Origin of the sequence: Pseudomonas sp. UC 17F4, assembly GCF_900101695.1 — a bacterium.
Taxonomy (GTDB): Bacteria; Pseudomonadota; Gammaproteobacteria; order Pseudomonadales; family Pseudomonadaceae; genus Aquipseudomonas.
Window position 1 is genome coordinate 3402215 of sequence record NZ_FNKV01000001.1, and the last position, 13275, is coordinate 3415489.

Genomic DNA, 13275 nt, shown 5'->3' on the forward strand with positions numbered 1-13275 from the left:
ATGACACAGCGTGAAGTGGAACTTCAACCGTTATTGCATGAGGTCGATGGACATGGGAAAAGTCGGAACCAATATCGTCTGGCATCCACAAGCGGTCGAGAAGCAGGCACGGGCCAGGCTCAAGCGGCAAAAGCCGTGCATTATCTGGCTCACTGGGTTGAGCGGGGCAGGCAAGTCGACCATCGCCAATGCACTGGATCAGTTTTTGATCGACCAGGGCTTCCATACCTACTTGCTCGATGGCGACAACGTCCGCCACGGGCTGAACAAGGACCTGGGCTTCAGCGAAGCCGACCGCATCGAGAACATCCGCCGCGTGGGTGAGGTCTCGCGCTTGTTTGTCGATGCCGGGGTGATTGTGCTGTGCTCGTTCATCTCGCCGTTTTGCGCCGATCGCCAGCTGGTGCGCGAGCTGGTTAAGGGCGACGAGTTTGTCGAGGTCTACGTCAAGGCCAGTGTGGCCACTTGCGAGCAGCGCGATGTGAAGGGCTTGTACAAGAAGGCCCGGGCCGGGCAGATCAAGAACTTCACCGGGATCGACTCACCCTATGAGGCGCCGCAGCAGCCGGAGCTGCTGCTGGACACCGAAAGCCAGGATGTCGACGCCTGCGTCGCGCAGCTGGTGGCAGTGCTGCGCGGGCAGGGCTACCTGGGCGCCTTCTGAGCCCGGCGCGGTTCAGGCCTTGAGGGCCGCATCCGGCGCCACTGCCGGCACCGGCTTGCCGGTGGCGGCCTCGACCCGGCGGGCCACCGCCGGGTCATCGGCGAAGGGTATCAGGCTGGCCTGATCGTCCACTTCGCCGCTGTGACGCTGCAGGCAGGCGCTGGTGACCAGGTAGAAGAACAGTACGCCGCTCAGGCAATACAGTGCATACAGCCAGTCATCCATGGTCGGGCCTCCTAGGCCAGGCTGGCGTTGTTCAGCGCCAGTTTTTCATCGGCCACACGCACGGTGCGCCAGGTGTTGTAGGCCATCAGCAGCATGCCGCTCAAGAAGCACACGCCGCCGACAAAGCGCACGATAAAGCCCGGGTGGCTGGCCACCAGCGCCTCGACGAACGAGTAGGTGAGGGTGCCGTCGTCGTTGGTGGCGCGCCACATCAGGCCCTGGGCAATGCCGTTGACCCACATCGAGGCGATGTACAGCACAGTGCCGATGGTGGCCAGCCAGAAGTGCAGGTTGATCAGGCCGACGCTGTACATCTGCTCGCGGCCGAACACTTTCGGGATCATGTGGTATAGCGAACCGAAGGTGATCATCGCCACCCAGCCCAGGGCACCGGCGTGTACGTGGCCGATGGTCCAGTCGGTGTAGTGCGAGAGGGCGTTGACGGTCTTGATCGCCATCATCGGGCCTTCGAAGGTCGACATGCCGTAGAACGCCAGCGACAGCACCAGAAAGCGCAGGATCGGGTCGCTGCGCAGCTTATGCCAGGCGCCGGAGAGGGTCATCATGCCGTTGATCATGCCGCCCCAGCTGGGTGCCAGGAGGATCAGCGACATGGCCATGCCCAGCGATTGCGCCCAGTCGGGCAGGGCGGTGTAGTGCAAGTGGTGTGGGCCGGCCCAGATGTACAGGGTGATCAGCGCCCAGAAGTGCACGATCGACAGGCGATAGCTGTACACCGGGCGACCGACCTGCTTGGGCACGAAGTAATACATCATGCCGAGAAAGCCGGTGGTCAGGAAGAAGCCCACGGCGTTGTGGCCGTACCACCACTGGACCATGGCGTCGGTGGCCCCGGCGTACACCGGGTACGACTTGAACCAGCTGACCGGGATCGACAGGTGGTTGACCACGTGAAGCATGGCGATGACCACGATGAAGGCGCCGAAGAACCAGTTGCCGACGTAGATGTGCTTGGCCTTGCGGCGCATCAGGGTGGCGAAGAAGACGATGCCGTAGGCGACCCAGACGATGGCCATCCACACCGCGCCGGTGAATTCGATCTCGGCGTATTCCTTGGTGGTGGTCAGGCCCAGGGGCAGGCTTACCAGCATGATCACGATGGTCGCCTGCCAGCCCCAGAAGGTGAAGGCGGCAAGTTTGTCGCTGAACAGCCGCACCTGGCAGGTGCGCTGCACGGCGTAGTAACTGGCGGCAAATTGCGCGCTACCGGCAAAGCCGAAAATGACCAGGCTGGTGTGCAAGGGGCGCAGGCGGCCGAACGAGGTCCAGGGCAAGTCGAGGTTAAGTTCCGGCCAGACCAGTTGCGAGGCGATCCAGACGCCCATGGCCATGCCGACGATACCCCAGACCACCGTCATGATGACGAATTGCCGGACCACCTTGTAGTTATAGGCCTGCGCCTGTTGATGTGTGCTCATGGCTAGTTTCCACAGTTCCTGTATGGCTCGCCCTGCCGTGGGGCAGGGGCACAGGCGCAGACTCTAGGAAGCTGCCGACATACAAAACAGACTCAGAAACCTGTGTTAACACCGGATCAGATCAAACCCCTGTATTCATTGGCCAATACGGCACCTGTTATGGGCAAGCTGTAGTGAATTACTGCTGTTCTGCATTGATCGTGCCGGTAAATGCGTGTCGCTGTGTCGCAGCCAAAACCCCGTGGAATTATCTTGACATCACCGCAAATGCGGCCGCAGAATTTCACAAACTTTGCGCGCAAAGTTTTATGCCGGACGCCAGCACACGTCCGGCAGTGGTGCGCAACCAACCTTGACGCCATCCCGCTATTCGCCCCTGTAACGGTGCTTTCGAGCCGGGACGGGGTACGCGCGCAGCGGCGGCACACTATAAGAACGAAGGGAGCAACAGATGAAGCTTTCCAAGGAACTGGTCGTCCAGGCAAAAGCAACGTTCGGGACACCGACCTACCTCTACGATGAAGCCGTGCTGCGCAACAGTTTCAACGAGTTGCGCGATGCATTGCCGGACTGTGTGGACATCTTCTATGCGTTGAAGGTCAACCCGAACCTGTCCCTGGTAAAACTGATCCGCTCCTACGGCGGTAACACCGAAGTCTGCTCGCTGGGCGAGCTGGAAATTGCCCTCAAGGCCGGGGTCGACCCCCAGGACATCATTTTCCTCGGGCCCTATAAAAAGCCTGAAGAACACCGGCGCGCCCTGGAGGTCGGGGTGTTCGCCATCGTCGTCGAGTCCGAGACCGAGCTGCGCAAGCTCTCGGTCCTGGCCGGCGAGCTGAACTGCGTGGCGCCGGTGGCGATCCGCATCAACCCGAATTTCTCCGCCTCCGGCTCGCCGTGGAAGATGGGCGGGCGGCCGACCCACTTCGGTATCGAAGAAGACACCGCGATGGCCAATTTCGGTGACTACGCAGCATTGCCCAACCTGAAGATCAAGGGCATTCACGTTTACAACGGCACCAAGATCCTCGATGCGCAATCGGTGTACGACAACGCCAAGTACATCCTCGGCCTGTTCCGCAGCCTGACCCGGCGCTACAACCTGGACATGAGCATGGTCGATGTCGGTGGCGGCCTGGGCATCAAGTACTACGAGAACGAGAACGAACTCGACACCCGCCAGCTCAAGCAACTGCTGGCGCCGCTGTTCGAAGCCTTCAACCAGCAGTTCCCGCAGACCCGCATCATCGTCGAGTCCGGGCGTTTTATCGCCGGCAAGTGCGGCGCCTTGCTGGTGACGGTCGACAACATCAAGGAAAACCACGGCAAGACCTTTGCCGTCACCGATGGCGGTACCAACTGCCATGGCGCCGCCGCCGGCAGCGGCCAGGTGCTCAAGCGCAACTTTCGTATCGTCCATGCCACCGGCAGCACCGGCGCACCGCTGCGCGAATACCATATCTCCGGGCCGCTCTGTAGCCCCGACGACCTGCTGGCCCGCGACCTGCAGATCGAAACCCTGCACGAGGGCGACATCCTCGCTGTCACCGCTTCCGGCGCCTATGGCCCGTCCGCATCGCCCACCCTGTTCCACAGCCATGGCCACCCGGCCGAGGTGATCGTCAGCAACGGCCAGCTGTTCCTCGCCCGCGCCCGGCAAACCGCCCTGGACATCCGCGACAGCCATGCCGACGTACCACTGTCGGCCATGCTCGGCGCCGCACCGGCACCGGCACCGGCACCTGGCGAGCCGACGCCGATCGCCCAGGCCGCGACCCAGCGCCAGCTTGGCGAGATCCTGCGGGTGGTGCTGAAGCTGCCGGAAAACACCGTGATCAGCGCCGACTCGCACCTGCGCGACGACCTCGGCCTGGACTCGCTGACCTCGATGGAGCTGCTGGTCAACCTCGAAGACGACATCGAAGGCTTCTTCGTCAATCCCGACACCATCGCCCCGGGCCACTTCAACACCGTGGCGACCCTGGCGGGCTACATCGACGCTCATCGTCAACCGGCGGTCGCGCGCCGGTCGCGTACCGAGGTGCAGCATGAAGGCGTCTGACGTCCTCCTGCAGCAGGTGCTGGAAACCCCCAACGGCCTGCACCCGGACAAAGCGGCGATCATCTACGCCGATGAAACCTACACCTACGCCCAGCTCGATGAAGCCAGCGGGCGCCTGGCCGCCGGCCTGCAGGTCAATGGCCTGCTGCGCCAGGAACGCGTGGTGGTGTGCCTGGGCAACCGGGTCGAAACCGTTTGTGCCTTCTGGGGCGTGCTGCGGGCCGGCGGGGTGATGGTCAACGTCGGCCTGGAAACCCCGGCCGACAGCCTCGACTACATCATTCGCGATGCCGAGGCCTCGGTGCTGATCACCACCTCGGAGAAATTCGCCAGCCTGGCGCCCGGCACCGCCGGGCTGAGCTACCTCAAGGCCATTGTGTTGCTCGACGGCGAAGCCGACGCAGCCGATACCCACACGCTTGAAAGCCTGCTGGGGCAGGGCGCCGGCATTCCGCTGCCGTGTGGCAACCTTGACCTGGACCTGGCGGCGATCATCTACACCTCCGGCTCCACCGGCGCGCCCAAGGGCGTGATGCTCACCCACCGCAATATGCTCGCGGCGCTCAACTCGTTGCACACCTACCTGGGCTACCAGGCCAGCGACAATGTGCTGTGCTCGCTACCGCTGTCGTTCGACTACGGCCTGTACCAGATGATCATGGCCCTGAGCGCCGGGGCCACGCTGGTGCTGGAGAAGGAGTTCACCTGGCCGATCTTCCTGATCAAGAAGATCCGCCAGTACCAGGTCACGGTGATCCCGTTCGTGCCGACCATGCTCATGCTCCTGCACGAGTATGCGCACAAGCGCGAGGCGACCTTCCCGCAGGTACGCATGGTCACCAACACCGGCGCGGCCTTGAAGGCCAACCATATTGCGCAGATGAAGGGCCTGTTCCCCCAGGCGCTGATCTTCTCGATGTACGGCCTGACCGAGTGCAAGCGCTGCACCTACCTGCCGCCCGAGGACATCGACGACAAGCCGGGCAGTGTCGGCATCGCCATCCCCAACACCGAGCTGTGGCTGGTGGACGATGAGGGCCGGCGCATCGACACGCCGCATCAGGTCGGCCAGCTGGTGATTCGCGGCGCCACGGTGATGGCCGGCTATTGGCGCAACCCCCAGGCCACCGCGCAAAAACTCAAGCCGGGGCCGTACCCGGGGGAAAGCGTGCTGTACACCGGCGACTATTGCAGCCTCGACCAGGATGGCTACCTGTACTTCCAGGGGCGCATGGACCACATGATCAAGTCGCGCGGCATGAAGGTCAGCCCCAGCGAGGTCGAGAGCTTTCTGTATGCCATCGACGGTGTCGAAGCGGCGGCGGTGGTCGGTATCGAACATGCCTCGGTCGGCGAGGGGCTATGGGCGTTCGTCACCTTGGGCCAAGGTGTCAGCCTGAGTGCCGAGCACTTGCTCGAACGTTGCCGCCATGGCCTTGAAGCGCACAAGGTGCCGCTGTCGATCAGCATCGAGGGCAACCTGCCGCGCACCGCCAATGGCAAGTTCGACTTGCAGCAACTGCAACAGACAGCGCGCCATGCGCAACTGGCCGTGGCCGGTTGAGTGGCGCTTTTTTATCGGTGATTCAGGCATACAGGATGTGCGGATATGAGTCTGGGCAACAGAGGTCGCGAGCAATCGCTGGACGTCAACGGCAACCATTTCGCCTTGCGCATCTGGGGCAATGAGCGCGGCCACCCGGTGCTCGCCGTGCATGGCTGGCTGGACAACGCAGCGTCGTTCGAACGGATCGCGCCGCTGCTCGAGGACTGCTTCGTGGTCGCCCCGGACCTGGCCGGTCACGGCCGCTCCGAGCACCGTCGGGGTGACAGCGGCTATTACCTGTGGGAACACGCCGACGACATGAACGCCCTGGTCGAGTGCCTGGGCTGGAAGCGTTTTTCGGTCCTGGGGCACTCCATGGGCACCGGGGTTGCATCGATTCTGGCGGCGATGAACAAGTCGATCGACAGCATGGTGTTCATCGACGGCATGGGCGCACCCTTTACCATTGCCGAAGAAGACACCGTCGAGCACCTGAAAAAATCCCAGCGCCTGCTGCGCCTGGCCTTGCGTACCCGCTTGCATGGGTTTTCAGCGCCGCAATCGGCACAGTTTGGCAGCCTTGAAGCGGCCATCGGCGAGCGGCGCAACAGCATCGACGGCACCCTGTGCGCCGAGGGCGCGCGGCTGCTGGCCATGCGCGACCTGCTCAGTGTCGGCGACGGCTACCGCTGGCGCCACGACCCACGCCTGGTGCTGCCTGAGCCTATGCAACTGACCGAGCGCCAGGCCTGCGACTTTTTGCGCCAGATCAGCTGCCCGCTGCACCTGCTGCTCGGGCGCCAGGGGCTGTTTGCCGGTGCCCAGTTCGATAAAAGAAAAAACGCCTTGCCCTGGGCCACCCAGGTGCACTGGCATGAGGGCGGCCATCATTTTCACCTGGAGGAACCCGGCACGGCCTTGATCGCGCAGATCAACGCCGCGCTGCTTCAGCGTGAACCCGGGCCGCGGCAACGATTAGTCAATGAGTAATGGAGTACACCCGTGAAAGAGTTCTGGATTGCACCGTCGATTCTGGCGGCCGATTTCGCCCGCCTCGGCGCTGAAGCCGAGCAGGTACTGGCCGCCGGTGCCGATGTCATCCATATCGATGTGATGGATAACCACTATGTGCCCAACCTGACCATGGGCCCGCAGTTCTGCAAGGCCCTGCGCAGCCACGGGATCACCGCGCCGATTGACGTGCACCTGATGGTGACGCCGGTGGATGCGATGATCCAGGCCTTTGCCGAAGCCGGCGCCGACTACATCTCGATTCACCCCGAGGCGACCCTGCACCTGGACCGCTCGCTGCAACTGATCAAGGACCTGGGCTGCAAGGCGGGCCTGGTGTTCAACCCGGCCAGCGGCCTGGACGCCGCGCAATACGTGCTCGACAAGCTCGACCTGATACTGCTGATGTCGGTCAACCCGGGCTTTGGCGGACAGAAGTTCATCCCTGCGGTATTGCCCAAGATTGCCGCAGCGCGCAAGCTTATCGACGACAGTGGCCGGGCGATCCGTCTGGAGGTGGACGGCGGCGTCAACCTTGACACCATCGGCCAGGTGGCCGCCGCCGGCGCCGACATGTTCGTGGCCGGCACGGCGATTTTCGCCCAGGGCGATTACCGCGCCAGCATCGAGGCCTTGCGCCGCGAGATTGCCCACGCTTTGCCCAACCGCCACTGATAGGCGGTCTTTCCAACGATTCTCGCGAATCCAGTACGAGTTACCTGTCCTTGCACACTACAACCCTAATCAAGGCCTTGCTGCGTCAGCCGACAACGCATACGCCGGTCTGGCTGATGCGCCAGGCCGGGCGCTACCTGCCCGAGTACCGCGAGCTGCGGGGCCGGGCCGGGTCGTTCCTGAGCCTGGTGAAAACCCCGGACTACGCCACCGAAGCCACCTTGCAACCCTTGCGGCGTTTCAACCTGGATGCAGCCATCGTCTTTTCCGACATCCTCAGCGTGCCCGATGCCATGGGCCTGGGCCTGTATTTCGGCCATGGCGAAGGCCCGCGCTTTCGCCATCCGCTGCGTGACGAGCAGGCCATCAAGCGCCTGCGCGTGCCAGAGCCCGAAGCGCTGGACTACCTGTACCAGGCGGTGGCCCAGAGCCGCCGCGAGCTTGACCCCAAGGTGGCACTGCTCGGCTTTGCCGGCAGCCCCTGGACCCTGGCCTGCTACATGGTCGAAGGCGGCCCGCCGGGCGATTTCCAGCTGATCAAGAAGATGCTCTACCGCCGCCCGGAGCTGCTCCAGCGCATTCTCCAGGTCACCAGCCAGGCGGTGGCGGCCAGCCTCAATGCGCAGATCGAATCCGGTGCCCAGGCGCTGATGATCTTCGACACCTGGGGCGGGGTGCTGGCCGACGGCGCCTACCAGCGGTTTTCGCTGTTCTACATGCGCGAGGTGCTGGCGCGCCTGCACAAGACCCACCACGGCCAGCGGGTGCCGTCGATCATCTACACCAAGGGCGGCAGCCCGTGGCTGGCGGAGATGGCCGACAGCGGCGCCGATGCCCTGAGCCTGGACTGGACCTGCGACCTGGGCATGGCCCGGCAACTGGTGGGTAACAGTGTTGCCCTGCAGGGCAACCTCGACCCCAGCGTGTTGCTGGGTGATGAGGCCTGTATCCGCCATGAAGTGCAGCGTACCCTGCAGGCCTTCGGGCCGCCCGCTGCGGGCTTTGGCCATGTGTTCAACCTGGGCCACGGGATTTCCCCGGCGACCTCGCCCGAGGCGGTGGCCACGCTGGTCAATGCCGTGCATGAACTGAGCCGTGTGCGCGGAGGTGCCTATGCTTGACCCGACCTTCGATTTCGACCGGATGCTGTGCTTCTCGCTGTACTCGACGGCCAACGCCATGGTTCGCGACTACGCCGAGCCGCTGAAAAAGCGCGGCGTAACCTACCCGCAACTGCTGGTGATGGCCGGCCTGTGGGGCCAGGACGATGTCTCGATCAGCGCCCTGAGCGAGCTGACCCTGTTCGACCTTGGCACCCTGACGCCGATCGTCAAACGCCTGGCCGACAACGGCTTCATCACCGTGTACCTCGACCCCAACGACCGTCGCCGGCGCAACCTGTTGCTGACCGACAAGGGCCGTGAGCTCAAGGCCGAGGCGGCGCAGGTGTTCAGCAACATGGCCTGCAAGATCGACCTGGGCGAGGGTGAGGTGGAGCAGGTGCTGGATGTTTGCCACCGGATCAGGGCGCGTTTGCGCTGAGCCCGCCGCGCGGGGCAAGTCCGCTTGCCCCGCGAAAGGGGATTGTGCAATCACTCCAGCATCATGATAATGAGAGTAATTACCATTAATGTGTGATCACCCTCGTGCCGAGCTCTGTCGACTCCAAGGCTATCGTCGCCCACCTCTACAGTGACCATCACCGCTGGCTGCGTGCCTGGCTGTACCGGCGGCTGAACTGCCCGGACGATGCCGCGGACCTGGCCCAGGACACCTTTGTGCGGGCCATGACCAGCAGCGCCTTGCCCGCCCTTGACCAGCCGCGGGCGTTTCTCGCCACTGTCGCCCGCCGCCTGCTGAGCAATCTGTTCCGCCGCCGGGCGCTGGAGCAGGCCTACCTCGACGAGCTGGCGAGCCTGCCCGAGCAGTGCATGCCTTCGGCTGAAGACGTGCTGCTGGTGCGTGAAGCCCTGGCTGAAATCGATCGCCTGCTTGACGGCCTGCCGACGCGGGTGCGCCATGGGTTCATCCTGCATCGTCTCGAAGGCCTGAGCCAGCCGGCCATCGCCGAGCGCCTGGGGGTGTCGCTGGCGACGGTCGAGCGTGACCTGCGCCGGGCCTTCCTGCATTGCCTGAGCGCCAGGCCAGAATGAGCAGCACACCACTGGACCGCGCTACCCACGAAGCGGTGGACTGGCTGCTCAAGCTGGAGAATGCCCCGGCCGGCAGCCCTTTGCTGCTGGCCTTCAACACCTGGCTCAAGCAATCGCCCGGCCATCAGGCCGCCTGGCAGCGGGTCAACGCCTTGCTCGACGAACCCCTGGCCGACCTGCAGCAGGCCGAGCAGCGTAGCCCCGGCCAGTTGGCCATGGCCAGCCGCAGCCTGCGCGCCTTGCCGTCGCCGTCGCGGCGCAAGGCCCTGGGCGGCGGCCTGGCGATGCTGTTGCTGGGTTTGGGCGCCGGCGCGCTCGGCAATCGCATGACGCCACTGGGCGACCTGCTCGCCGACCTGCGCACCGGCACCGGCGAGCGGCGCACCTTCACCCTGGCCGATGGTTCGCGGCTGCGCCTGAATGCGCGCAGCGCGGTGGATGTGCGCTTCAGCGCCGGGCAGCGGCTGGTGCTGCTGCGCGACGGCGAGCTGCAAGCCGAGGTTGCTGCAGAGCCGGGCCGGCCCTTTGTCGTCGCCACCCGCGAAGGCCAGGTGCAGGCCCTGGGCACGCGCTTCAGCGTGCGCCAGGAACAACAGCAGAGCCTGGTCTCGGTGCAGCAGCACAGCGTGCTGCTCAGAAGCGGCAGTGCGCCCGCCTTGCGTGTGGAGGAGGGCCAGGCCTTTCGTTTTGATGGCCACGCCAGCCAGCCGCTGGCCGCGTCGCTGCGTACCCGGGCGAGCTGGACCGAGGGCCGCGTGGATGTGCGCGACGAACCCCTGGGCGAGCTGATCGAAGCCTTGCGCCCGTACCGCGCCGGGCTGCTGCGCATCAGCCCGCAGGCCGCGCAGGTGCGGGTCTATGGCAGCTTTCCGCTGGATGACAGCGAACGCACCTTGCGCTCCCTGGCCGAGACCTTGCCGATCCGGGTCGACAGTTTTGGTGGCTGGCTGACTCGCATCGATGTGATCTAAATAAAAATAATTGCGATTTCCTTGAGGGGGTTTGTTGCGTGGCGTGTCCTCGTTATCGACAACAACTTTGAACGAGCCAACCCCTCCATGCCCGACTCCATGATCCGTCCCAGCCTGCTGGCCCTTGCCATCGCCCTGGGCAGCGGCGCGCCGTTGTACGCCGTGGCGCAAACCGACAACAGCGTCAGCGCCAGCCAGCGCTTCGATATCCCGGCCGGCGACCTGGGCGAAGCCCTGAGCCGCATCGCCCGTCAGTCTGGGCGGGTGCTGTCGGTCAAGCCGGCGCTGCTGCAAGGCAAGCGCTCGGCGGCGGTCAGCGGCCAGTTCACGCCCGAGCAAGCGGCCAGCCAGGCCCTCAATGGCAGCGGCCTCAACCTCAATATCACCGCCGGCGGCACCTGGAGCCTGGTGCCGGCCGAGCACAGCGGGGCGCTGGAGCTGGGCCTGACCCAGATCGTCTCCAACGCCAGTGAAGACGCCTGGGGCCCGGTGCAGGGCTATGTGGCCAAACGCACCGGTACCGCGACCAAAACCGACACCTCGGTGCTGGAAGTGCCGCAGACCATCAACGTCATCACCCAGGATGAAATCTCGGCGCTGGGTTCGCAGACCGTTACCCAGGCCCTGCGCTACACCCCGGGCATTACCGGTGGCGGCTTCTCCGACCGGGTGGGGATTTTCGACGAACCGACCTCCCGCGGCTTCAGCCCGACGCCGCTGTACCTGGACGGCCTGCACCTGCCGTATGGCGGTGGCAGTACCGGTGGCGCCCTGCAGATCGACCCCTACGCGCTGGAGCGCATCGAGGTTATGAAGGGCCCGGCCTCGGTGCTCTACGGCCAGAACCAGCCAGGCGGGCTGGTCAACATGGTCTCCAAGCGCCCGACCGCGACGCCGCTGCATGAGGTCAAGATCGGTGGCGGTAGCCAGGACCGCCGCTATGGCGCCTTCGACTTCGCCGGCCCGGTGGATGACCAGGGCGAGTACCAGTACCGGGTCACCGGCATGGGCCTGGATAAGAACGGCGAAATCGACTACGTCGAACAGCAGCGCTACATGATCGCCCCGAGCCTGACCTGGAGCCCCAACGAGCAGACCCGCCTGACCGTCTACGGCCATTACCAGCGCGACAACGGCGTACCCGAAGCCCAGGGCTTGCCGGCGGTGGGCACGGTGTTCGCCAGCGCCAACGGGCGGATCAAGCGCAGCCGCTTCATCGGTGAACCGGGGGTCAACGCCTATGATCGCGAGCAGTACACCTTCGGCTACGAAGTCAGCCATGAGCTGGACGATGTCTGGACCCTCAAGCAGAACACCCGCTACGCCTACGTCGATGACAAGTTTCGGGCGCCATTGCACGGCTACGCTTTCGTGCCCAACCCGGTCACTGGCGCCGACGACCAGAGCGCCATGACCCGCTTTGGCGTCGACTGGGCCCAGCGCAACAAGGTGTTCGGCATCGATAACATGGCCCAGGCCAAGTTCAATACCTTCGACCTCGCCCACACCCTGTTGATCGGTGTCGATTACTACCACTCCAACTCCCGATTCCTCGGCCTGTACGACCGCAATCCACCGATCATCGACCTCTACAACCCGGTGTATGGCAAGCCGATGAACTTCGGCCAGCCGTTCAAATGGGACCGCACCATCAACCAGACCGGCCTGTACGTGCAGGATCAGCTCAAATGGGATAACTGGTTCCTGACCCTCGGTGGTCGCTATGACTGGGCCGAGGCCGATAACAAGGAGCCGCTCGCTGGCACCCATACCACTGTCAAGGACGAGAAATTCACCGGCCGCGCCGGCCTGGGCTACGCCTTCGACAATGGCGTCACGCCTTACCTCAGCTACTCCGAATCATTCCTGCCGCTGGCCGGCGCCGACTACGCCGGCAAAGCGTTCGAGCCGTCCACCGGCAAGCAGGTCGAGGCCGGTATCAAGTACCAGCCGCCTGGCCAGGACAGCTTCATCCAGCTCTCGGTGTACGAGATCAAGCAGCAGAACATCCTCACCGCCGATGTCGGCAACCCCGGCTTCAACAGCCAGGTCGGCGAGCTGCGTTCACGCGGTGTCGAACTCGAAGGCAAGGCCAGCCTCAGCGACAACCTCGGCCTGATCGCCTCGGTGTCGCGCAACGACGTGGTCTACACCAAGGACAACGACGGCCGCGAAGGCCGTCATCCGTCCGGTACGCCGCCGATGACCGCAGCACTGTGGCTGGATTACCACTTCACCGGCGACACGAAGGTCGCAGGCCTCGGCATGGGCCTGGGCGCGCGTTATGTACGCGGTAGCGACGGCACCGATTTTGCCGACGGGCATTTCAGCATCCCGTCCTACACAGTGTACGACGCCATGCTCTCCTACGACCTGCAGCAATCGCCGCTGCGCCTGAAGGGCGTGAAGGTGCAGATGAACCTGCAGAACCTCGAAGACAAGTCCTACGTCAGCCGCTGCACCAGTGACGTGGACTGCTACTACGGCGAAGGGCGGACCATCACCACCGACCTGACCTACAACTGGTAA

At 64.2% G+C, this 13275-nt stretch carries 12 protein-coding genes; 10 read left to right on the forward strand and 2 right to left on the reverse strand.

Annotated features, from left to right (window positions below; genetic code table 11):
- Positions 1–52 precede the first annotated feature (52 nt).
- Positions 53–664 carry an adenylyl-sulfate kinase gene (gene cysC / locus BLR26_RS15535; protein ID WP_045198205.1) on the forward strand — a complete coding sequence of 204 codons (612 nt, stop codon included), beginning with the start codon at positions 53–55 and terminating at the stop codon, positions 662–664.
- A 12-nt stretch (positions 665–676) separates the two neighbouring features.
- Here the strand turns inward: cysC and BLR26_RS15540 are convergent, their stop codons facing one another.
- Positions 677–889 carry a hypothetical protein gene (locus BLR26_RS15540; RefSeq protein ID WP_038994976.1) on the reverse strand — a complete coding sequence of 71 codons (213 nt, stop codon included), beginning with the start codon at positions 887–889 and terminating at the stop codon, positions 677–679.
- An 11-nt stretch (positions 890–900) separates the two neighbouring features.
- Positions 901–2328 carry a cytochrome-c oxidase, cbb3-type subunit I gene (ccoN, locus tag BLR26_RS15545; protein ID WP_045198209.1) on the reverse strand — a complete coding sequence of 476 codons (1428 nt, stop codon included), beginning with the start codon at positions 2326–2328 and terminating at the stop codon, positions 901–903.
- 451 nt (positions 2329–2779) lie between these two features.
- Here ccoN and BLR26_RS15550 point away from each other — a divergent pair, with 451 nt between their 5' ends.
- The 9 genes from BLR26_RS15550 to BLR26_RS15590 all read left to right on the forward strand — a co-directional run bounded on the left by BLR26_RS15550 (position 2780) and on the right by BLR26_RS15590 (position 13275).
- Positions 2780–4390: a phosphopantetheine-binding protein gene (locus tag BLR26_RS15550; RefSeq protein WP_093382131.1), complete on the forward strand. Its 1611-nt coding sequence runs from the start codon at positions 2780–2782 to the stop codon at positions 4388–4390.
- Positions 4377–5954, forward strand: a complete 1578-nt coding sequence (locus tag BLR26_RS15555; protein WP_093382133.1) for a class I adenylate-forming enzyme family protein — start codon at positions 4377–4379, stop codon at positions 5952–5954. The genes BLR26_RS15550 and BLR26_RS15555 overlap by 14 nt, the downstream gene beginning before the upstream one ends.
- Before the next feature lie 45 nt (positions 5955–5999).
- On the forward strand, positions 6000–6926 hold the full coding sequence (locus tag BLR26_RS15560) for an alpha/beta fold hydrolase (protein WP_045198213.1): 927 nt from the start codon (positions 6000–6002) through the stop codon (positions 6924–6926).
- A 12-nt stretch (positions 6927–6938) separates the two neighbouring features.
- Positions 6939–7622: a ribulose-phosphate 3-epimerase gene (rpe, locus tag BLR26_RS15565; protein ID WP_045198215.1), complete on the forward strand. Its 684-nt coding sequence runs from the start codon at positions 6939–6941 to the stop codon at positions 7620–7622.
- Between the two features lie 44 nt (positions 7623–7666).
- Positions 7667–8743: a uroporphyrinogen decarboxylase gene (gene hemE, locus BLR26_RS15570; RefSeq protein ID WP_093382136.1), complete on the forward strand. Its 1077-nt coding sequence runs from the start codon at positions 7667–7669 to the stop codon at positions 8741–8743.
- Positions 8736–9164, forward strand: a complete 429-nt coding sequence (locus BLR26_RS15575; RefSeq protein WP_038994982.1) for a MarR family winged helix-turn-helix transcriptional regulator — start codon at positions 8736–8738, stop codon at positions 9162–9164. Before hemE ends, BLR26_RS15575 begins: the two co-directional genes overlap by 8 nt.
- A gap of 104 nt (positions 9165–9268) precedes the next feature.
- Positions 9269–9775, forward strand: coding sequence for a sigma-70 family RNA polymerase sigma factor (locus tag BLR26_RS15580; RefSeq protein ID WP_093387516.1), 507 nt, complete (start codon positions 9269–9271; stop codon positions 9773–9775).
- On the forward strand, positions 9772–10746 hold the full coding sequence (locus tag BLR26_RS15585) for a FecR family protein (protein WP_093382141.1): 975 nt from the start codon (positions 9772–9774) through the stop codon (positions 10744–10746). The genes BLR26_RS15580 and BLR26_RS15585 overlap by 4 nt, the downstream gene beginning before the upstream one ends.
- An 87-nt stretch (positions 10747–10833) precedes the next feature.
- Positions 10834–13275, forward strand: coding sequence for a TonB-dependent siderophore receptor (locus BLR26_RS15590; protein ID WP_093382144.1), 2442 nt, complete (start codon positions 10834–10836; stop codon positions 13273–13275).

What these genes read in the sequence shown, in the direction of transcription:
- cysC (WP_045198205.1), top strand. Translation starts at nt 53, where the DNA reads ATGGGAAAAGTCGGAACCAATATCGTCTGGCATCCACAAGCGGTCGAG.
- BLR26_RS15540 (WP_038994976.1), bottom strand. Translation starts at nt 889, where the DNA reads ATGGATGACTGGCTGTATGCACTGTATTGCCTGAGCGGCGTACTGTTC.
- ccoN (WP_045198209.1), bottom strand. Translation starts at nt 2,328, where the DNA reads ATGAGCACACATCAACAGGCGCAGGCCTATAACTACAAGGTGGTCCGG.
- BLR26_RS15550 (WP_093382131.1), top strand. Translation starts at nt 2,780, where the DNA reads ATGAAGCTTTCCAAGGAACTGGTCGTCCAGGCAAAAGCAACGTTCGGG.
- BLR26_RS15555 (WP_093382133.1), top strand. Translation starts at nt 4,377, where the DNA reads ATGAAGGCGTCTGACGTCCTCCTGCAGCAGGTGCTGGAAACCCCCAAC.
- BLR26_RS15560 (WP_045198213.1), top strand. Translation starts at nt 6,000, where the DNA reads ATGAGTCTGGGCAACAGAGGTCGCGAGCAATCGCTGGACGTCAACGGC.
- BLR26_RS15575 (WP_038994982.1), top strand. Translation starts at nt 8,736, where the DNA reads ATGCTTGACCCGACCTTCGATTTCGACCGGATGCTGTGCTTCTCGCTG.
- BLR26_RS15585 (WP_093382141.1), top strand. Translation starts at nt 9,772, where the DNA reads ATGAGCAGCACACCACTGGACCGCGCTACCCACGAAGCGGTGGACTGG.
- BLR26_RS15590 (WP_093382144.1), top strand. Translation starts at nt 10,834, where the DNA reads ATGCCCGACTCCATGATCCGTCCCAGCCTGCTGGCCCTTGCCATCGCC.